Origin of the sequence: Paenarthrobacter sp. RAF54_2, assembly GCF_052113945.1 — a bacterium.
Taxonomy (GTDB): domain Bacteria; phylum Actinomycetota; class Actinomycetes; order Actinomycetales; family Micrococcaceae; genus Arthrobacter.
Genome location: NZ_JBFRDV010000016.1, coordinates 99,299 through 120,541, shown reverse-complemented (window position 1 = coordinate 120,541; position 21,243 = coordinate 99,299). Strand labels below are relative to the sequence as shown.

The window sequence follows — 21,243 nt, the reverse complement described above, 5'->3', positions numbered from 1 at the left end:
GAAGAAACCGTCCGCGACTACGGCCGGTACCTCACCACGCCCGAAGGCAAGAACAAGATCCTGGTCCAGCACAAACCCGTCGGACCCTGCCTGCTGATCACCCCGTGGAACTTCCCGCTGGCGATGGCCACCCGCAAGGTCGCCCCCGCTGTCGCGGCAGGCTGCACGATGGTCCTCAAACCCGCCAAGCTCACACCCCTGACGGCCCAGTACTTCGCAAAGACCATGCTCGACGCCGGCCTGCCCGCCGGAGTCTTGAACGTCGTCGCCTCCTCCAGTGCGTCGGGGATCTCCGGGCCGCTGTTGAAGGATTCACGGTTGCGGAAGATCTCCTTCACCGGATCCACTCCAGTGGGGAAGCGGCTGATGGCCGACGCCGCTCAGAACGTCCTGCGGGCCTCCATGGAGCTCGGCGGGAACGCCCCGTTCATCGTGTTCGACGACGCAGACCTCGATGCCGCCGTGGAAGGGGCGATGGCGGCGAAGATGCGGAACATGGGCGAAGCCTGCACCGCCGCCAACCGGTTCCTCGTCCATTCCTCGGTCGCTGCGGAGTTCACGGCCAAGTTCGCCGCTGCCATGGGCGCTTTGGTGACCGGCCGCGGCACCGACCCCGCCACCCAGGTTGGTCCGCTGATCGACGCCGGGGCCCGGGAGGATGTGCACGCCTTGGTGAGTGCCGCCGTCGACGCCGGAGCTGTTGCAGTTACGGGTGGTGCGCCCGTGGACGGACCCGGCTACTTCTACCAGCCCACCGTCCTGGCCAACGTTCCCAACGACGCAGCGATCCTGGGCCAGGAAATCTTCGGCCCTGTCGCCCCCGTCACCACCTTTACTAGCGAAGAGGACGCCATCCGCCTGGCCAACGCCTCCGAGTACGGGCTCGCGTCCTACCTCTACAGCAAGGATTTCAACCGGCTCCTCCGTGTCGCTGAGCAGATCGAGTTCGGCATGGTCGGCTTCAACGCCGGCGTCATCTCCAACGCCGCAGCACCCTTTGGCGGGGTCAAACAATCAGGCCTCGGCCGTGAAGGCGGATCCGAAGGCATCGCCGAATACACCACCACCCAATACATCGGCATCGCCGACCCCTACTCGGACTAAGAAGGCAGAGAAACCGTGAATAGCCCCATGCGAGGAGCTTCAACCAGCGCAGCAAAAGGCCAGCTGGTCATTATCGACATGCAGCGCGCCTTCCGTGAAGTGGGGGACTGGCACATCCCGCGGTACGACGAAGCGGCCCAGACCATCGCACGGCTGGCAGGGGCAGGATTTCAACCAATAACCACCCGATTCGTCCCAGACACGACAGAACCGGGTTCGTGGTTGTCCTATTACGACCGGTGGTCAAGCATGCGCCGGGAACCCGAGGATCACCTTTGGGATCTCGCGCTTCCGGGCGTCGACGCCCCAAGCTCCATTGATCTTCCAACATTCACCAAGTGGGGCGATGCGATRGCCGATCGAATCCCTGTGGGCGGAGAGCTCATCCTGACAGGTGTGGCAACCGACTGCTGCGTCCTCGCCACGGCCCTTGGTGCCGCGGACGCAGGCCGGTTTGTCACTGTGGTCCAGGACGCGTGCGCGGGACAAAACGACGACGCGCACGATCAGGCGCTCAACCTCATGCAGCTGCTGTCGCCGATGATCAACGTGGTCAAAAGCGAAACCCTGCTCCAGCTGTAGCGTCAGGACTTTTAGTCTGGATCGTTTATTGGCCAAGGAATGCGTTATCGGGGTAGCCGGAGCGATATAGAGTTCATACGATTGTCGTCATCCAATCAATATACGGCGGTGAAAAATCGCTGCTATTACAGGAGAAGTTATGACAACATTCGTTCTCGTTCACGGCTCATGGCACGACGGAGCTTCTTGGGATTCCGTCATCGAGCATCTGGAATCCCTTGGACACAGGGCCTACGGTCCCACTCTCGCCGGCCACGGCATCGGCGTCAATAAGGAAGTGAACCACGACGATTGCGTGCAGTCTGTAGTTCAGTTCATTACGGACAATGAGCTGACGGACGTGGTTCTCTTAGGCCACAGTTTCGGCGGCACAGTAATTGCGCGAGTCGCGGAAGAGATCCCAGAGCGGCTGCGACGGCTCATTTTTTGGAACGCATTCGTTCCGCAGCCGGGGAATTCTCTGCTTGACGAAGTGCCCCCACACTACCGCCAACTTTTCAGCTCGCTGGCTGCCGGTTCTGACGACAATACGGTAGCGCTGCCGTTTTCAATCTGGCGTGATGCATTCATTCAGGACGCGGACTTGAAACTCGCGGAATCTACTTTCGAATTGTTGTCTCCAGAACCCTTCCAGCCCTTCGCTGACCAGCTGGACCTCACCGCTTTCTACCAGTCTGCAATTCCCAAGAGCTACCTCAACGGGACCGAAGACACTGCGTTGCCTCCTGGAGAATGGGGCTGGCATCCGCGGATGTCCAGCCGGCTTGGGCTTCACCGACTGGTCCAAATGCCGGGGAGTCACGAAGTCGTCTTTACCAACCCCGAATTGCTGGCCGCCAAAATTGTGGATGCCGGGCAGGACTGATTCCACTTCGTGGTTCCAACAATATGAAAGCGGTAACCGTGAGTAATTCACCTGTAGTTACAACGTCGTACGGCGATGTCGTGGGCGTTTTCGAAGAAGGCCTGAGTGTCTTTCGCGGAATTCCTTACGCCGCACCCCCAATCGGCGATCTGCGGTGGCAATCTGCGCGCCCTCACGAGGGGTGGGCGGGGATAAGGAGCGCTGAAAATTATGGACCGTCGGCGCTCCAGCCATTTGTCCCCGGCGGATCGCCTATTTTGGGGGAGCACGGGTCTCCACCGTTCGATGAAGATTGCCTCAGTCTAAATATTTGGACGCCCTCTGCCGATGACAAGCGGAGGCCGGTCCTGGTCTGGATTCACGGTGGCGGACTGCTCATCGGTTCTGGGAATATTCCCTACTACGCTGGCGATACTTTTGCGAAAAACGGCGACTTGGTGGTTGTTACGATCAACTACCGGCTCGGTGCCCTGGGGTACCTGTCCGGGATGGGTGACCGCGAGAACCTATGGCTCGATGACCAAGCCGTTGCCCTGCGCTGGATTGTAGATAACATCGCAGCATTCGGTGGTGACCCCAACGCCATCACTCTCCTCGGTCAATCAGGTGGTGCCCTCTCAATAGGAGGACTTGTACAGCACCCCACTTCCCGTGGCCTTTTTCATCGGGCGATACTGCAAAGCATCCCCCTGGGCATCGAGTTTCAAACACCTTCGGAGGCATTCGGGCGCACCCGGAAACTCGCCACCCTGCTCGGCCACGACGACGTCGAAGCGCTAAGGAATGAGCCAGGGGAACGTCTCATTGAGGGCTCCCTGGGAGTACTGATGGACAACGCGGCGTTTGGAAATTGGCCGCTGGCATTCCTGCCGGTTATCGACGAGGACAGTATCCCGGTTCATCCACTGCAGGCGCTGGCGGAATCTGACGTTGAGCTGCTGGTCGGCTGGACCGAAGATGAGGCTAGTTTCGCGTTCGCGTTGGATCCCCAGTATGCAGATACAAGCCAGTCCCAGGTGTTGGATTGGTTGGGCGGTGAGGGCGAGGAGGCGCTGACCATCTATCAGGCCTACCTCAGCTCGGGACGACGCACCCCACAGGAGGTGCTTTCCGGTGTTATCAGTGACAACCTCTTCAGGCGGAGCGCGCTGGACTTGGTGGAAAAACGGGCTGTAGACGCTCCGGTGTACGCGTATGAGTTCCGACTCGATTCGCCGGCATTTGACGGCAGGCTGGGCGCGACTCATTGCTTGGACCTACCATTTACGTTCAACAATGTCGATAAATGGTCGGGGGCAGGATTTATTCAGGGCATCGAGGAAGTTGTCTTTGAGAGGATCGGGACGTCAATGCATAAGGCTTTCATTTCCTTTGCTGTTGCGGGAGACCCAAAGCATGAGGGTTTTGCCTGGCCGAAATACACCTCTGAACAGGGCGAACTGCTTCTGATTGACCAAAACATCCGGGTCGGCACCGAGGTTGGAAGACCCTGGCAGAGCCTTGATGGGTCACGTCCCGCGTAGGGTCCCTCCTTCGTCAGGATCTGACCGGCGGGTGCTGGAATGGTGAGGGCGCTCCCCTTGTCATTCCAGCACTCGCCAATTGTCATAGGCGAGACGTCAGCGCCGCAGCGTAGCGGATGGCGGGAATCCGTAGCGTTCCCGATACTGCGCGGCGAACCTGCCCAAGTTTGAGAATCCCCAACGGTCTGCCACTTCTGCAACTGTCGTGCCCCGGCCCGACAGGAGGTCGTCGTGGGCCCTGCGAAGCCGCACGTCTCTAATGAATCCGATGGGAGTTGTCCCCAGCTGGTTCCGGAAAGCCTCCTGAAGCGCCCTGACACCCAACCCTGAACTCTTTGCGAGGTCGGCTACTTGATATTGATACTCCGGCCGGGCCTCAACTATCGCCATGACCCGACGGACAGCGGCTGAGTCAGCTTGCAAGCCAACCACCTCCCTGGCGTCGATCGCCAGCGGGTGGGTATCTGCGAGGGCGGCGACGGCGGTACGGATCAGCTGGTCTTGCAATAAGGGATAGCGGGCGCCGGAAGTGTTCGCATTGGACTCCCGAACCAGCAGTGACGATACTGCATTCCAAGTGGCAGCGGCCCGCAAAGACTTGGGCCCTTGCAAGCCAAACCGTACCCGGGGCGTTGTTTTGTCACCCCGTAAATCATGCAGGGCCTCTTCCACGTATGCACGGTCAAACCGGAAGGTGAGGAGCTGGGAGTTCACCCCAAATACGAGCCTGAAGTTTCGATACGAGTCCAAGACAATCGTCTGCCCTGACGTCAGAATACGTTCAGCGCCGCCCGAACTTACGGCCAGCCGGCCTTTGAGCACCATGCTGATCAAGATCCATGAGGCGAGCGGTTCAGCATCCACAGACGCCTCCGATCCGTAACTCAGCCTGTGGATGGAAAGAGGGCCTAATGTGACCTCTTCCTGGACAGCATGGAAGTCCCGGGGCTGGGAAACAGTCAGGATGTGGGGGCAGTATGCGTTACTGAGTGCCTCGCGAGCCTCAGAGGGGTCGTGCGTGTCCAGGACGAGGGGAGTACCTCCTGTACCAAGCCCGTGGGTATGCATCAAGTGCTCCAAAGTTTTCGATTTGGGTCGATAGTCCCGATACGGGCTTGCCGGAGTAGCGCCGAAGGTATATCGAGTTTATGTGATTATCGTCATGGATTCAATATATTATGTCTGCCATCGCGGTCGGTTCGGGACGCCCTGGCATGCGCAGTTCACAGCCCGTAACAGGAAACGAAGTTGGGAAAAAGTCTTGACGCTTCCACAGCCTCGTGTAACGATAAACGCATCCTAAAGCACACTTTCTCGTGATGCATCCGGATCTCCCGTTTATCGTTACATGCCTAGCCTTTCGCTGGGCATGTACGCGTAGCAAGGAAGGTGCGCAGTTTATGAAAATCCAACCCATTAATCGCAGGGGATTCCTCGGCCTCACGGCCGCCGGTGTGGCAGCCGCAGCTCTTAGTGGCTGCAAGGTCAACACGTCGAGCCCAGCAGGAGGCAGCTCTTCCGGCAAGGGTGCACTGACCATCATGGGCAACGATGGTGAGATCACCAAGGACGTGATTTCCGCCTGGCAGCAACTCAACGCCGATGCTCCCATCACGTTTATCAAGTACGACGAGACCCGCCTCAACGCAATGCTCGCTGCCGGCACACCCCCGGACCTGGTCCGCGGCGCTGGTGCCCAAGTGACTCCGTATCTGGCTTCCCGAAAGATTGCGAAACCGCTGGACGACTACCTTTCCGGCAGCTCCCTCATCCACTCGGGCGACCTCGAAGCAATCAATGATGTGTGGAAGTGGGACGGTACCCGGCAGGGCAGCGGCAGCACCTACGGACTGACCAAGGATTGGAGCCTGGACATGATGTTCTGGTACAACCAGTCCGTTTTCGAGGAAGTGGGTGCCCGGGTCCCTGACAGTGCCAATCCGTTCACCTACGACGAATTGCTGGACGTTGCCAAGAGCATGACCTCATCCTCCGGCGGTAAGTCTTCCCGCTATGGCTTGTTCGCTACAGCACCGGATGTGGCGTTCCTTCAAGGGATGCTCGCCACAACCGGAGTCTCGCTGTTCAGTGAAGATTTGAAGAAGGTGGACTTCAGTTCGCCCGAGGCTCAGAAGGCCGTCGGCTGGCTGGCAGATGTAGCGAAAGCCAAAGCTGGCTACACACTCCTGGATCCCAACCCCGACGGCTGGGACTGGCCCCCGTTCAGTTCAGGCCGGCAGGCCATGCAGAGTGCCGGATACTGGCTGACCGGCGTCGTGTCCGGCGACACGAAGGCGCCCGACTTTGCCCGTATGGCACCTGCGCCCTTGTTGGGCAAGGAGCGGGTAAGCCCCACCACCAGCGCCACAGGCCATTGGATTCCCGCCAAGGCCAAAAATCCAGACGGAGGCTTCGCCTTCCTCGAATGGTTCACTGCCGGGCAGCCCGCAAAGGACCGTGCAGCAACCGGTGGTGGTCTCCCCGTCATGAAAAACCTTCGTTCCAGCCTTCCTGTCAAGGAGGCGTACCAGAAGTCAGCTCTGGAAACCCAGACGGCCGAGGACAAATACGCCAAGGTGTTGAGCTTTTCCCCATACGCAACCGTCACGGCGCTGACAGCTGCAGTTTCGGAGCAGTTCCCCAAGCTGGTCCAGGGATCCCTGACGGCCGGGCAGTTCGCCGATCAAGTCAACACCAAATGCAACGCACTCCTCGCCGAGGGTGTTTCGCGTATCGGCGGTTGACATGGCTTCGACGCTAAGCGTTGCCCGTCCCGTACGGCGGGGCAGCCCATTGACTAAGCGGCGTAGCCGGGCTTTCTACCTCTTCATCTCGCCCTGGCTCATCGGCACCGTCCTGCTCACGATCTTTCCGCTCGCCTACGCCCTGGGTGTCAGCTTGACCGACTGGGACGGCGTGAGCCCGGGTTTTCGCTGGGTGGGTGCGCAGAACTATCTCGATGTCCTGGGTGACCCTGAAACGTGGGCGAGCATGTCGCGGTCTGCAGTGCTGGCCGTTGTTGTAGTGCCTCTGACAGTGGCGGGCAGCCTCGGGCTTGCCATTCTGCTGAACCAGAAGGTTCGCCTGAGGTCTTTCTGGCGAACCATGATCTACCTCCCCGCCGTCTTCCCGCCAGTGGCCTCGGCACTGAGTTGGAAACTGGTGTTTGACCGGGATTCGGGCGCTATCAACGCTGTCCGTGCCTGGTTCGGGCAGGACGCCGTGAACTGGATGACGGGGCAGCAAGTGTTCGTGGTCCTGCTCGCCGTGATGCTTTGGGGCATTGGTGCCGGCATGATCATCAACCTCGCCGCGTTGCAGGATGTTTCCCCGGAGCTTTTGGAGGCGGCAACGTTGGATGGAGCCGGACCTTGGCGCCGGTTCACGGCAGTGACACTTCCCACCATCTCGCCAGTGCTCCTCTTTCAGACCGTGACTTCGACCATCGGCGTTCTGCAAACTTTCGTTCCCGCCCTTTTGCTTTCCCCGACCACTGGCGCAGCTGCTGTCACGGCGGTTCCCGAAGCCAACAGGATTTTCATGATCGACGTCTATGCACAGTACTTTGCCTACTCCCGCTACGGTTATGCCTCAGCGATGTTGTGGCTGTTCTTCCTGGCCATCCTGGTGGTTACTGTCTTGTTCTTCCGTGCGAGCCGCAAGACTGTGTTCTATTCCGTGGATCCTTCCAGCGACGGAGGGAAGTAGATGACCCTCAAGGAACTGCAGTCATCCAAACGGGCGTGTCCCTACCCGGTGCAGTCACCTGGTCATGAGCGGGGCACGCGAAGCCGATCGGGCATTCGGCGACGCTCGACCATTCTGGTCACGGCCGTCCTCGTGTTCATCACGGCCCTTGTTGCCTTTCCCATGTACTGGGTGCTGGCCACGGCATTCAAATCGCCTGAGCAGTTGTACTCAGGGATCGCCGTTCTGTGGCCGCTCCCATCGCACATCGAGAACTTCGTAGAGGCACTAACGAGGATCCCCTTTCTTCCATACATGCTGAACTCCCTGTTCCTGGCCACGGTCAACGGAGTCCTTACTACGCTGTCTTCGGCACTGGTCGGTTACGGTTTTGCCAGGCTCCGCGGGCCGGGAAAGGGAATTCTTTTCGGAGTACTCATCGCCATGATGATGATGCCCGGCATCGTGACACTCATTCCCACCTATCTGTTGTTTTCGCAGGTGGGACTTGTGGGGAATTACTGGCCTTGGGTGATCTGGGGATTGGTGGGATCTCCCTATCTGATCTTCCTCTACCGTCAGTTCTTTGCCGGCCTTCCCAAGGAACTGGAGGAGGCGGCCATCCTGGACGGGTGCGGACAATTCCGCATATTCACCAGGATCTTTCTTCCTATCTCCAAACCGATCGTCGTCACCGCCTTCGTCATGTCATTCCTGGCGGTCTGGGGCGATTTCATAGCTCCCAACCTTCTCTTGGATCAGAGCAACACCACCTTGGCAGTTGCGTTGTCATCCGGGTACGTCAATGAAAGGGGTTTCCCACTAAACAACCTCATAGCCGCAGGATCCATCCTTTACGTGATACCTGTAGTTCTGGTCTTCTTCTTCGTCCAGCAGCGCTACACGCAAAGTTTTAGTTCTGCCGGCATCAAATAAATTTTGTGGAAATGGGGTCTGCAATGGTCACGATGTCTGACGTAGCGCGGCTGGCAGGAGTGTCAACAATGACGGTATCCAACGTCGTGAACGGCCGGCGGTCTGTAAATCTGGATATCCGCAGGCGTGTCCTGGAGGCAGTGGAGGAGAGCGGTTACGTCATGAACCGTTCTGCAAGGACTTTGCGCACCGGGACCACCGGGGTGATCGGGTTGGCGGTTCCTGCCCTCAGCCACGCCTATTTCGGTGAGCTCAGTGGCAGGGTTGTTGCCCAGGCCGCCGAGCTCGGATACCGCGTGGCCGTTGAGCAGACCGGTCTGCACATCGAAGACGAACTCGACGCCGTCGCAATGTCGCGCAATCTGGAATACGACGGCCTGATTCTCTCTGCACTGGTACTGGGGCCGGAGGAAGCCAGCCTTCTGAACCAGTCCATACCCCTGGTCCTCCTCGGCGAAAAGATATACGGCGATGCCGTTGATCACGTGGTGATGCCAAACGCAGAAGGAGCCAAGGCGGCCACCGCACATCTGGTGGAGCAAGGGTGCCAACGCATCGCGTGGGCGAGTAACTACTCTCCCGAAACCGAGCTCCACAATGTTGTACTGGATCGTCTTAAGGGCTACCGACAGGGCTTGGCGGACGCAGGACTCACCGACGACCCCTCGCTGCACGTGCCCATGGATCAACCCAGCATGGAGCATGCCGCTGATGGCATCAAGAAGCTGGTCCACGACGGTATTGAATTCGACGGCGTGGTAGCCGTTACCGATGCGGTCGCCTTCGGGGTGATTCGAGGTCTTAAGGACGCCGGCTTGCGGGTTCCGGAGGACGTGAAGGTCATCGGTTTCGACGACGTCCAGCAGGCAGCATTTTCCGTTCCGTCCCTTTCCACCATCGCACCGGACCATGACTGGATGGTCCGGTCCTCACTCTCCCTTCTCACCGAACGGATTAAAGACCGTTCCCCCCGCCCCGGGCGCGAGCTCGTGGCCCCTTTCCGGCTCATCGTCCGGGAATCAACCAGCTGAATCACACATAGACTTTGGAGAAATCTTGACCATGGCATCTTCGCCCCGGCTCGTCGTCAATCTGGACATTGCGGGTCCCACCATCAGCCGTCACATCTACGGTCATTTCGCCGAACATTTGGGCCGTTGCATCTACGGTGGTTTTTGGGTGGGGGAGGACAGCGAAATACCCAACACCCGTGGCATCCGGAATGACGTGGTGGAAGCCCTGCGCGAGTTGCGCATCCCAAATCTTCGCTGGCCCGGCGGTTGCTTCGCCGATGAATACCATTGGCGTCACGGCGTCGGCCCTCGTGAGCAGCGCCCCGTGATGGTCAATTCCCATTGGGGCGATGTCGTAGAAGACAATTCGTTTGGCACCCATGAGTTCATGGACCTCTGCGAAATGCTCGGCGCGGACGCCTACGTCAACGGCAATGTGGGTTCCGGCACGGTCCAGGAAATGAGCGAATGGATCGAATACCTCACCCGCGCCGATGATTCACCTATGGCTCGCCTGAGGCGACAGAACGGACGCGACCAGCCCTGGAAAGTCCCCTTCTTCGGCATCGGCAACGAACCTTGGGGATGCGGTGGCAACTTCCGGGCTGAGGCCTACGCAGACTTGGCCCGGCAGTACAGCACCTTTGTCCGCTCCCACAACGGCAACGATGTTTACCGGATAGCAGCCGGCGCCAACGACGACGATGTGGCATGGACCAAAGCCCTGATGGAAGCACTTCATGACAAGGGCGGGCCAGGCCGCAAGAGCTCCCCATATCAAGGTGTCTCGCTCCACTACTACACGATGTCCGGTCACTGGGACAGCAAAGGCTCCGCCACGGAATTCAATGAGGAAGAGTACTGGAAGACGGTCAAGGCCGCCCATCACATTGAGACCCTGCTGACTGCGCACTCCACCATGATGGACGTCTACGATCCGCACAAGGCGGTGGGGTTGGTCCTGGACGAGTGGGGCACATGGTGGGACGTAGAGCCCGGCACCAACCCGGGCTTCCTCTATCAACAGAACACCATCCGCGACGCCCTGGTGGCAGCAATCCACTTTGACTCCTTTCACCATCATGCAGACCGGCTGGTCATGGCGAACATCGCCCAAACGGTAAATGTCCTGCAAGCCATGCTGCTCACGGATCCAGAGAGCGGAGCGCTCGTAAAGACGCCCACGTTCCACGTGTTCGCCATGAACGCAGGGCATCAGGATGCCACCGTGTTGCACACCCACCTTGACTCTGACGGCTCGCACACGCTGGAGGGGGAGCAGGTCCCCACGTTCACTGCCTCCGCCAGCACCAAAGATGGCCAGGTTCTGATCTCCATGGCCAACCTGGAACTGGAGGACGAAAGCGAGGTGGTGCTGGACCTTCGCGGCGGCTCCCTGGAGCAGGTGGAAGCACTCGTGCTTTCCGGCGACAAAGTTTCAGCGTTCAACGCGCCCGCACACCCCGACGCCGTCACGCCGCGCTTCCTAGAAGTTGAAGAACGCGAGGGCCAGTTGGTACTGCGTCTTCCAGCCCACTCTTTCGCGACCGTTCGGGGAACACTGTCTGGTCAGGTCCCTGTAGTCACTGCTGCAGCGGCCGCGACGTCCAGCCCCACCACGGGCAGCAAGCCCTGCTTGAACTGTTGAGATGACCATGACGTTTGATTACCGCCCCCTCAGCCAAATTCGGCTTCGCGAGGGCGTCTTTGCTGAAGCCCAGCGTGTGAACCGTGAAGCACTGCTGCGTCTGGATCCTGATCGTCTTCTGGCGCCCTTCCGTGTCGAAGCGGGCCTTCCGGCTACGGCGGAGCTCTACGGCGGTTGGGAATCGACGGGACTCAACGGCCACACGGCAGGGCACGTCCTGTCAGCGCTTGCCCACGCTGTAGCCGGGGACGGTGACCCACGCCTGGAGAAGATGCTTGGAAGCCTGCTGTCCGGACTGCGGGAAGTGCAGCAGGCCTCCGGCACAGGATACTTGGGCGGCGTACCTCAAGGGCGGCAGCTCTGGGACGAGCTCATTCAGGGAGACATTAGAGCCTCTCCCTTTGAGCTCAACGGGCGCTGGGTTCCCCTGTATAACCTGCACAAGACGCTGGCGGGCTTGGTGGATGTCGCATGGAATGTTCCCTCCGTGGAGGCGGACCAGATCCTGGATGAACTGGCCAATTGGTGGCTGGAAACCATCGACCGACTGGACCAGGAAGCACTCGAGCTCATGATGCAGACCGAGTTCGGCGGACTTACTGAAGCGTTCGCCCGCCTGGCGCTTCTCCGGCAGGATGGGCGCTACCTTCAGCTGTCCATGAGGTTCATTCGGGAAGAGCTGATAACCCGGGTGCTGGCTTTGCCGGGCGAAATACCGCAGGACTCACTTGCGGGCCTTCACGCCAACACGCAAATTCCCGTCGTGGTGGGTTACGCCGCAATTGCCAGGGCCGCCCGCCAACTGGGGTTGGAAGATGCAGCGACCGCGCGCATCGGGCAGGCCGCCCGAGACTTTTTCGACGACGTCGTTGCGTGGCGCAGCAGCGCCATTGGCGGCAACAGTGTTCGGGAGCATTTTCACCGCAGGGACGACTTCTCGCCAATGTTCCTCGGCCGGGAGGGCCCTGAGAGCTGCAACAGCTACAACATGGTCAAGCTGGCAGCCGAGCTTTATCTCCTGGATAAAGAGGACCGGTACCTGGACTACATCGAGGTCACTCAGTGCAGCCATGTGCTATCCACGCAGCACCCTGGGCACGGTGGCCTGGTCTACTTCACTTCCCATCGTCCGGGCCACTACCGGATGTATTCGCCGGAACAGGACGGCTTTTGGTGCTGTATGGGCTCCGGGTACGAGGCTCACGCAAAGCATGCTGCGCACGTGTACGTCGCTGATGGCGACGAACTCCGTATCAGCTGGCTTTTGGCCACGGAACTGAACTGGATGGAGCAGGGCGTCCGGGTCACCATTGACTCGGCCTTACCCTCAGGGAACACCGCCTCCGTCCGCGTGAGAGTGGAGGAGCCGCGGGAATTCACCCTCGCCATCCGCCTACCGCAATGGGCGCGAGGCGCCAAGGCCACACTGGGCGACGGCGGCAGGATCGACGGCGGCAGGCTCGAGGAAGAAGCGGGTTGGTGGCGACTGCGCCGCGTGTGGGACGGGACGGAGGAGATTCTGCTAAGTCTGGACCGTGAACTGCAGATGGTGCGGGCCGCGGATGATTCCCCATGGGCCTGGATCAGATACGGACCCACGGTCCTTGCCGAAGAGATCCCGGACAATGGACTGCATTACCGGGCAACGGGGGCCAGGGCCGCCCACATCGCTTCAGGGCCGCTCAGGCCGCTGGCTGAGACGCCTGTTCTGCTTGCCAGTGGGCTGGAAACGCACTCCGAAGGGGGCGAAGAGCTCTCGGTTCTCGCCTCGGATGGGCAGAGGCTGACGCTAAAGCCTCTGCACAGGATCCACGATGCCCGGTACAGGCTCTCTTGGCCTATGGCTCAGGACGGAATGCAGATCACCGAAATCCAGGGGAAGTTGGCGGAGCAAGACAGGGCATCTACCGCCTTGGAAGCACGGGTAGTGGACGGGGTCACCTTCGGGGAACAGCAGCCTGAACTTGATCATGAGGTTAGCGCCCAGCATGCTGAGCGTGGAATGACACCCGACGGGGCACACTGGCTGCGCCCCAAGGAGCCGCTCACACTGGTGCTGCGTGACTGGACGATGATCGGCACGAGCCTTCGCATTGAAAGCGTGCCGGGGGAGGATCAGGAATCGTTCCTTCTCTCCGGGGCAGACAACGGGACGGCAGCAACAGTCAGGCAAGGGCCGGACGGTACCAGTGAGATTCAGTTCAACAGCAACGGCAGCTCGGAGGCCCGGCTGGTCATTGCTCCTCGGCCGGGCCACACGATGCCAAGGCTAAGGCGCCTGCTGCTCTTGACCGATGCCGCGGATTCGTTGGCCTGAAAAGTTGGGGTCCTCACTGCATCATCTGCAGTGAGGAACCCCAAGGGCTTTTCTTACTGGACCGACCACGCACCGTCCGATGGCAGGACGGCGCCGGAGATGTTGGTTCCGTCCTCGCTGAGGAGGAACGTGATGGAGGCAGCCAGCTGCGAGGCCACAGCAACAGGTGGGATTATCTGCATGAACGGAGCCAACCGGTTCGCCCCGAGCTCCGAGCCAAAGGTGGCCTCGATGCCTGTTGCAACCGGGCCCGGGGCGACTGCGTTGACGCGGATTCCCTGGGGCGCGTACATAAAGGCAGTACTGCGGGTCATTCCGAGAACTGCGTGTTTGGACGCGGTGTACGCGAGCCCTGCAGAGTTGCCGCGGAGCGCGGCTTCGGAGGCAACGTTCACGATGGAACCGCGTCCGGCAGCCAGCATGGCCGGTAGTACGGCGCGGGTCAGGCGGAACATTCCGTCGACGTTGACCGCGAATACCCGGTTCCAGACGTCATCGGCCACCTCGTGCAAGGGGGTCATGTCGTCCATGATTCCGGCGACGTTTGCCAAGGCATATATCCGGTCTCCAGCCGCTTCAACAATCCTCAGAATGTCTTCATCCTTGGTGATGTCGGCCTGCACTGTTACCACGTCAGCCTGCGGGTGATCCATCGCCAGTGAGTCGAGCCGGGCAGCTGCGATGTCTACGGCAATCACCCTTCCCCCTTCCCGGGCAATCCTGGAAGCAGTGGCGCGGCCGATCCCGGAGCCGGCGCCCGTGACGATGACAGTCTTGCCCAGGAATCTGCCGTCGGTGATGCGTTCCTGCCACAGGGCGTCGTCGATCTCCTCAGCGTCCTCCTCGGGTTCGATTCCACCATTTGCTTCCCTCACCAGATGATCAAGCAGGGACTGCGGGAACTGTCCGCCACCGAGTTCAACGAGCTGTTGCAGGGCAAGGTGATCGATGGGTTTCAGGGCTGATTCGTCCTGTCCGGCCTCGTTAAGCATTCCCCGAAGGAGGGGACCGCCAGCGGGATGGGCGAGCCATTCCCGAATAGGACGCGAGCCGGTCAGTGCTTTGATGTTGTTGGTCATTTTGCTCCTTCGAGGGCCGGTGCTGGATTGAGCTCGGTTGTTGCGTTTTCGGGAACTTCTGATTCGTCCGGGGCGGGCTTGGCACCGTTGAGATCAGTCCACCGGGCACGCAGGGTGTGAGCTGCCGCTTTTGGTTTTCTGTCCCGGCTAAAAACGCCCTTACGGTTGCCGTCCACGCGGTGGATCCCGTTCGACGTTTGGAAGTCGGCGAAGTTCCAGACGTGTTCACCTACGAAGCCGTCGATCCTGTCAAAGACGCGGTGGTTCATGGCGAGGAACGATTGCTGGTACTCCTCGCTCCAAGGCATGTCCCAGATGGAGTGTTGTCCGGGCATGGTGTCTGCCCCGTATTCGCTCATCATGATGGGTTTGCCGAAGGCCTCCAGCCAGCCGCGGAGGTCACGTTCAAGGTAATCTTCTGCGGTCTTAAGATCCCCTGTGAAGATGTACCAGCCGTAGTAGCGATTAATGCTGAGGACGTCGAAGAGGTCTGCGATTTTGTCGTTCTGGAAGGTTGCAAACATGACTGCGGCGTACGTCAGCGGACGCGTTGGATCGAGCTCACGGGCGAGCTGGACGAGCGGCTCGAAGAACTCCCGGGCCCCGTCCTCGTTCGAGGCCGGTTCGTTGGCGATACTCCACATGACAACGCTTGGGTGGTTCTTATCGCGTGAGATGACCTCGCGAAGGTGCTGTGCGTGGGCCGCCTGGGTTTCGTGGTTGAAGGTGTCCGGCGAAAACGTGGGCTTGGGGCCCACCCCTGTCAGCCCTCCCTGGACCCCCAGGTTCAGTCCGACGGCGGCAGTTTCATCGACGACGACGATGCCGTGGCGGTCAGCGAATTCCAGAACCTCCTCCGCGTAGGGGTAGTGCGAGGTCCTGAACGAGTTGGCGCCCACCCAATCCAGCAACTGGAAGTCGTGCACAAGGTAGGCGTTGTCGTGACCTTTGCCCCGAACGGCTGTGTCCTCGTGCTTACCGAAGCCAGTAAAGTAGAAGGGCTCTCCGTTGATAAGGAACTGGGTCCCGCGGACTTCGACGGTCCTCACACCGAACGGCTCTGTATAGCTGTCAATCACGTCTTCGCCGTCGAGGAGCTCTACCACCAGGTTGTAGAGGTAGGCTGCACCGGGTCGCCACAGCAAGACGTCGTCAATAGTGAGTGTTCCTTGGCTGCCTTCTGCCGATGAAACTTCCTGGCCTGTAGCATCTAGGACCCGGACACGGACCGACGTTTGGTGATTGGTTTCGACAGAATAATCGACGACGCCGGTTCGGCCAATAACGCCGGTAACAACGGTGATGTCGCTGATGTGGCGTTCTGGCTTGCTGTAGAGCCACACTGACCTCGCCAGGCCAGCGTAGTTGTAGAAGTCATGCAGGTAGGTCTGTTGGCGTCGGCCGTCCTGGCTGACGCTGATGCTGCCAGGTGGGATGGTGGCACTGGTCAGTTCATTGTTCACCCCAACGGTGAGCCTGAATTCACCTCCGGGTGAGACGTGGTCGGTGATGTCTGCTTCAAAGGGCGTGTAGCCACCGACGTGCCGGGCTACCAGGACGTCGTCAACATAGACCTTGCCCTCGTGCGTGGCTGCGTCCAAACGGAGCAAAACCCTTTCCCCGGTCCAGCCCCGCGGTACGCGCACCATCCGCTGGTACCACACCCAGCCCACGTGGTCCCGGATCTTCTGGTCAGCAAAGAGATCGTTATAACTCGAGGGGACAGGGGCTTCGAGTCTGCCCCCCAGGACGCCTCTCCAAGGCTGGGGAACGTCTGCATCTTCAAGGGCGAAGCGCCAAAGACCGTCCAGGTTGATAAGTTCTCGGGTAATTGAAGGGCGGGGCTTAAGCAATGTATTTTCTCCTGCTTGGCTGACAATGAGATAACTGGCTGGCGATGGTGTCCAGGGTGCGGAACACGGCAATCGTGTCTTTCGCCGGATGTATTGGGTGGTGGATTTCCCCGGCCCGGATTGCTTCGCTGGCGGCTCTGAGCATGGGGACGTAGCCGTTGCCCTCGCGGGCGTGATCGATGGGTTCAGGGGCGAACATTTTTTCCCAGGAACCGGCGTGAATCTGGAGTGTGGTGGATGTCCAGAACATGCCTGGGATGGTGATCCAGCCCTTGGCGCCGTTGATAGCGGCGGAGGGATCGACGAATTCGGTCATTGAACTCGCGCATTGCGCAAACTGGCCACCGGCGAAGTCGAGGGTGAAATGTTCCGCGAAGTCCAGCCCGTCGGCCCTAAGGCGTCCATGGGCCGTGATGGCTGTTGGCTCACCGAAGATTGAGTGGGCCAATGTCACCGGGTAGATCCCTTGATCAAGGAGCGTTCCTCCGCTGCGCGCAATGTCCCATCTGCTGCCACCGTCGGCGATCAGGGGAAAGCCAAATCCCGCCCGGAGGCTGGACGGCTTTCCGATGATTCCGGTGCGGAGTAGCTCGAAAAGGTGTTGGAATGCCGGGTTGAACTTCATCCACATTGCCTCCATGAGGAAGAGTCCTTGGCTTTCGGCCAGCGCAAAGAGGTCTTGCACATCATCGGCGTTCAATGCCATGGGCTTCTCGACAACCACATGTTTGCCGGCAAGCAGGGCCTGGCGCGCCATGGCGGCATGAGTAGCGAATGGCGTCGCCAGGTACACAACGTCGACGCCAGGGTCCCTGACAAGGGAATCGAAGTCGTCGGTCCACCGGTCCAGGCCGAACTCCTCTGCGAAGCTGGCTGCATTCGCCGGGTTCCTGCTGAAGATCATTTCCACGTGGTCTCCGGGCAAGAGCTGCAAATCCGGCACTATGCTCCGGGAGATAGTGCCGGCCCCGGCGATAGCCCACCGCAATGGAGTTTGGGGACGCCGTGTCTCCTCCACGGTTCTTTCCGTCATCCCGACACTCCTGCTTGGATATGCTGATCCCGGTGCAGCTCCGCAAGGCGATGGCGATCTGCCCGGCGTTTTTCTTGCTCCACAGGGTCTGCGATGGGCGCTGCGAGTAACAGCCTCTGGGTGTAGGGATGCTCTGGAGTGGAAGTTACCCGGTCGGCGCGGCCAGTTTCAACGATGTCCCCTCTGTAGACGACGCTGACGCGGTGGCTGATGTGCCGAACCACGGCCAAATCGTGCGAGACGAACAAGTAGGCAACACCTGTGCGCCGCTGGATGTCGATGAAAAGGTCCATGACGCGGGCCTGTGTGGAAAGGTCCAACGCGGAGACCGGCTCGTCGCAGACAATGAGTTTCGGTTCCGGCGCAAGTGCCCGGGCTATGGCGACCCGTTGACGTTGTCCGCCACTGAACTCCCGGGGCAAACGTTCGGCTGCGTCACCGGGCAGGCCGACTTGATCCAACAGCATGCGTACACGGGCCCGGGCTTCAGTGGCACTTGTTCCCTGGACGATGAGGGGCTCGCTCAGGGTGTCACCAATGGTCAGGGACGGGTTGAGGGAGGTATACGGGTCCTGGAAGACTACCTGGATGTCTTTGGACAGGGTACGGCGTTCCTTCGGAGTGGCATGGGTAATGTCAGAACCCCGGAAGGTGATGCGCCCACCACTGGGCTTTACAAGACCCAGCACTGCCCGCCCAATGGTGGTCTTTCCGGATCCGGATTCGCCCACGACGCCGAGTGTCTCACCCTCCGCGATTGTTAGGGAAACCCCGTGCAGGACTTCCACCTCCCGGGGCCGGAATCCGCGGCCTTTGAAGGCCACGCGGAGGTCTTTTACGTTCAATAGCGGTGTTGTCATCAGTTCTTTCCCCCGGTGGCCGTCACGACAGGCCTAGGCTGGTCGGTTCGAACGGTGTGCTCGTCGAGGATGGAGCCCAGAAGCAGTTGAGTGTATGAATGTTGCGGCTCCCGGAAGAGCTCCAGCGCGGTCCCTGATTCGACAACCCGGCCGTCCTGCATCACGGCGATCCGATCGCAGATATCTGCCACGACTCCAAAGTTGTGCGTTACGAGCAACACAGCCATGTTGAGCTCGGCCTGGAGGTCCCGTATCAGGTCCAGGATTTCGGCCTGGACTGTGACGTCAAGTGCCGTCGTGGGTTCATCGGCGATGAGGAGCTTGGGGCGGCTTGCCACGGCGCCTGCGATGAGGACGCGTTGTGCCATTCCGCCGGAGATCTGGTGCGGGTAGGAATTGAACGTTCGCTGGGGATCTTGGATACCCACACGTGCCAGCAGCGCTATCACCTTCGCCTTTGCCTCCCGGCGTGACATCCGGGCTGAGGCGCGGATGCCTTCGACGAGTTGGGCGCCAACTGTGTAGGAGGGGTCCAAATTCGACATGGGTTCCTGCGGGATGTACGCGATCTCGCGTCCTCGCAGGGTGCGTAGCCCTTGCTCCGAAAGACCGATCAGATGGCGGCCATCCAACTGAATAGCGCCTTGTGTGATCACGGCCTCGGGCGGAAGCACACCGAGGATGGCAAACGCGGTCTGCGTCTTTCCGGAGCCGGATTCACCCACCAAGCCCAGGGTTTCACCTGCACGCAGGCTGAGGCTGACTCCCTTCACCACTTCCCTCAGCTGGCCTGATGGAGTGGGGTAAGCGATGGCCAGGTCGTCAACCGAGAGCAGGTCCGCCGCTGAACCTTGGATGCTGTCCGTGGTGGGGGTAATTGCTCTGGGGGTATTTGTTCTGGGCGCCGAAGCCTTGGATGGTTTCAGCTTTGCTCCCTCAAAGGCGTCCCGGAGGGAATTTCCGAGCAATACAAGGGAAGCAGTAAGCGTGCCGAGCATGACGCTGGGCCAGATGAATTGGGTGGGATCGACATAAAGGTTTGTGAAGCCGTCGGCGATCATTGCACCAAAGCTGGGAACGAGGTTGGACCCAACGCCGAGAAAGGCCAGGCCGGACTGCAGGCTGATCGCCGAACCTATCAGGAACGCTGCGGCGACGATGATGGGCCCACGGACAGCGAACAGCACGTGGCGGCCCAGGATTCTAAGGTTGGACAGTCCGGAGACGCGGGCGGCATCGACGTAGAGTTCGTTCTTCACGCCAAGGACCAGGTTCCTCACGATGCGATAGACCCCGGGGGAGAGCAGCACTCCAAAGATCAGCATGGTTGCCCGGTAGTCGCCCTTGGTCACGGGCATCAGGACGATCAGGAGCAGCAGCCCGGGGAACGTCATGATGAGGCTGAAGACCCACTCTGTCGCGGTTCGGAGCCGTCGGCCGAAGTATYCGCCGATAAGGCCAAAAGTTATTCCGATAGCCAGGGCAACGCTTGCTCCAATCAGGCCTGCGATCAGGCTGGTGCTGATTGAATGGAGGAGCCGGGAAGCGATGTCACGCCCGTTCTGGTCGGCTCCGAGGGGGTATCCCGGGGTGCCAGGTGTGGCGTTTATCGCATTGAGTTGTGCCTCATTGGGATCGTGCGGGGCGATCCAGGGAGTGAGAAGACCCAGGATGATGATGACCAGTAGCAGGACCGAAGTAATCACTGCCTGAGGGTCGGTGGCGAGTTTTCGTAGCGGAGACTTCCGGGGTGGGGCTGCCAACCCGGAAGTCACGCTGAGTTCTTCGATGCTCAATAGATTCTCGCCTTCGGGTTGAGCCAGCCGTTCACTACGTCTGTGATGAGGTTCACCGTGACAACCAACATGACGCTGAACAAAGTGATGCCCATGATGATGGGGATATCGCCCTGGAGCGAGGCGTTGAATGCGTAAGCGCCAAAGCCAGGAAGCGCGAACACGTTCTCGATGATGAGCGCACCACCGAGCATTTGAATAAATTCAAGGGACAGGACAGTCAGGGCAGGACTTGCAGCATTCCGAAGCGCGTGGCGAAGCACGATCGACCCCGTCGGTACACCTCGGGTCCGCAGGGTACGGACGTAGTCTTTCCTGAGCTCACCGATCATGGTGCCGCGGATCTGTGCAGCCATGCTGGCCACTCCACCAATGACAAGCACAATGACAGGAATAGTGATCGATGCCGCCCACTTTCCAGGATTCTGGGCAAAGGGAGTAAAACCGGTGGCAGGCAGCAACTTCAGATTCACGGCGAACACAGCCACAAGGACTATGGCGATGAGCAACCCGGGGACGACGTAACCTATCAAGGACAAGCCTTGGGAAACCTTGTCGGCCAGTCCTCCTCGGGTTGCCGCCCAGACGCCCAGCGCAACGCTGACGAGCACTGTGATGATGAGCGCGGTGACGACCAGCGACAGCGTGACGCCCAGACGCGCAGCAACGGCAGGCGCTACTGGTTGGCTGGTGAAAAGAGAAGTACCGAAATCACCGGTCAGTACCGAGCCGAGCCAGTCCAGGTATTGGACGATGGCCGGCCGATCGAAGCCAAGCTGGGTCATCAGTGCTTTCAGGGATTCTGGAGTGGCTGCACTGCCCAGGCGTTCGCGGGCAACAGATTCCAAGGATCCGCTGAGGAGGAAGAAAGTGATGAGGGTGACGAGCAGCGCAAGGACAATGCCTGCACCAAGACGTCGGAGGGCGTAACTGATCATGACCCGCGG

Annotated in this window: 17 protein-coding genes; 10 read left to right on the top strand and 7 right to left on the bottom strand. The window is 60.0% G+C overall.

Annotated features, from left to right (window positions below):
- The 4 genes from AB4Y87_RS17340 to AB4Y87_RS17325 form a co-directional block, all read left to right on the top strand.
- Positions 1–1,104: aldehyde dehydrogenase family protein (locus AB4Y87_RS17340; protein ID WP_442005550.1), on the top strand; the 1,104-nt coding region annotated here is incomplete at its 5' end.
- 27 nt (positions 1,105–1,131) lie between these two features.
- Positions 1,132–1,686 (top strand): cysteine hydrolase family protein, encoded by a 555-nt coding sequence (locus tag AB4Y87_RS17335; protein WP_442005549.1) that lies wholly within the window; start codon positions 1,132–1,134, stop codon positions 1,684–1,686.
- A gap of 139 nt (positions 1,687–1,825) precedes the next feature.
- Positions 1,826–2,551, top strand: coding sequence for an alpha/beta fold hydrolase (locus tag AB4Y87_RS17330; RefSeq protein ID WP_442005548.1), 726 nt, complete (start codon positions 1,826–1,828; stop codon positions 2,549–2,551).
- A gap of 38 nt (positions 2,552–2,589) precedes the next feature.
- Positions 2,590–4,074, top strand: coding sequence for a carboxylesterase/lipase family protein (locus tag AB4Y87_RS17325; RefSeq protein ID WP_442005547.1), 1,485 nt, complete (start codon positions 2,590–2,592; stop codon positions 4,072–4,074).
- Between the two features lie 96 nt (positions 4,075–4,170).
- Here the strand turns inward: AB4Y87_RS17325 and AB4Y87_RS17320 are convergent, their stop codons facing one another.
- On the bottom strand, positions 4,171–5,142 hold the full coding sequence (locus tag AB4Y87_RS17320; protein WP_442005546.1) for an AraC family transcriptional regulator: 972 nt from the start codon (positions 5,140–5,142) through the stop codon (positions 4,171–4,173).
- A gap of 332 nt (positions 5,143–5,474) precedes the next feature.
- Here AB4Y87_RS17320 and AB4Y87_RS17315 point away from each other — a divergent pair, with 332 nt between their 5' ends.
- From AB4Y87_RS17315 to AB4Y87_RS17290, 6 genes are read left to right on the top strand one after another with little or no spacing between them, the layout of a single operon-like run.
- Positions 5,475–6,818, top strand: a complete 1,344-nt coding sequence (locus tag AB4Y87_RS17315) for an extracellular solute-binding protein (protein ID WP_442005545.1) — start codon at positions 5,475–5,477, stop codon at positions 6,816–6,818.
- 1 nt (position 6,819) lies between these two features.
- A complete protein-coding gene (locus AB4Y87_RS17310; RefSeq protein WP_442005544.1) occupies positions 6,820–7,782 on the top strand; it encodes a carbohydrate ABC transporter permease in 963 nt (320 codons plus the stop codon).
- Complete coding sequence (locus tag AB4Y87_RS17305) at positions 7,783–8,697, top strand: carbohydrate ABC transporter permease (RefSeq protein ID WP_442005543.1); 915 nt, start codon at positions 7,783–7,785, stop codon at positions 8,695–8,697.
- An 11-nt stretch (positions 8,698–8,708) separates the two neighbouring features.
- On the top strand, positions 8,709–9,728 hold the full coding sequence (locus AB4Y87_RS17300) for a LacI family DNA-binding transcriptional regulator (protein WP_442005542.1): 1,020 nt from the start codon (positions 8,709–8,711) through the stop codon (positions 9,726–9,728).
- A 31-nt stretch (positions 9,729–9,759) separates the two neighbouring features.
- Positions 9,760–11,358 carry an alpha-N-arabinofuranosidase gene (locus AB4Y87_RS17295; protein WP_442005541.1) on the top strand — a complete coding sequence of 533 codons (1,599 nt, stop codon included), beginning with the start codon at positions 9,760–9,762 and terminating at the stop codon, positions 11,356–11,358.
- Between the two features lies 1 nt (position 11,359).
- A complete protein-coding gene (locus tag AB4Y87_RS17290) occupies positions 11,360–13,675 on the top strand; it encodes a beta-L-arabinofuranosidase domain-containing protein (RefSeq protein WP_442005540.1) in 2,316 nt (771 codons plus the stop codon).
- 53 nt (positions 13,676–13,728) lie between these two features.
- Here AB4Y87_RS17290 and AB4Y87_RS17285 read toward each other — a convergent pair whose 3' ends face one another.
- The 6 genes from AB4Y87_RS17285 to AB4Y87_RS17260 are packed head-to-tail and all read right to left on the bottom strand — an operon-like array spanning position 13,729 to position 21,234.
- A complete protein-coding gene (locus AB4Y87_RS17285) occupies positions 13,729–14,754 on the bottom strand; it encodes an SDR family NAD(P)-dependent oxidoreductase (RefSeq protein ID WP_442005539.1) in 1,026 nt (341 codons plus the stop codon).
- Entirely contained in the window at positions 14,751–16,607 is a 1,857-nt protein-coding gene (gene uidA, locus AB4Y87_RS17280) for a beta-glucuronidase (protein WP_442005538.1), read from the bottom strand. The genes AB4Y87_RS17285 and uidA overlap by 4 nt, the downstream gene beginning before the upstream one ends.
- Positions 16,600–17,640: a Gfo/Idh/MocA family protein gene (locus tag AB4Y87_RS17275; RefSeq protein WP_442005537.1), complete on the bottom strand. Its 1,041-nt coding sequence runs from the start codon at positions 17,638–17,640 to the stop codon at positions 16,600–16,602. The genes uidA and AB4Y87_RS17275 overlap by 8 nt, the downstream gene beginning before the upstream one ends.
- On the bottom strand, positions 17,637–18,500 hold the full coding sequence (locus tag AB4Y87_RS17270; protein WP_442005536.1) for an ATP-binding cassette domain-containing protein: 864 nt from the start codon (positions 18,498–18,500) through the stop codon (positions 17,637–17,639). The genes AB4Y87_RS17275 and AB4Y87_RS17270 overlap by 4 nt, the downstream gene beginning before the upstream one ends.
- The gene (locus tag AB4Y87_RS17265; RefSeq protein ID WP_442005535.1) at positions 18,500–20,296 is read right to left on the bottom strand and encodes a dipeptide/oligopeptide/nickel ABC transporter permease/ATP-binding protein; all 1,797 of its coding nucleotides are present in this window, start codon (positions 20,294–20,296) and stop codon (positions 18,500–18,502) included. The genes AB4Y87_RS17270 and AB4Y87_RS17265 overlap by 1 nt, the downstream gene beginning before the upstream one ends.
- The gene (locus AB4Y87_RS17260) at positions 20,293–21,234 is read right to left on the bottom strand and encodes an ABC transporter permease (protein WP_442005534.1); all 942 of its coding nucleotides are present in this window, start codon (positions 21,232–21,234) and stop codon (positions 20,293–20,295) included. The genes AB4Y87_RS17265 and AB4Y87_RS17260 overlap by 4 nt, the downstream gene beginning before the upstream one ends.
- Positions 21,235–21,243: the final 9 nt, after the last annotated feature.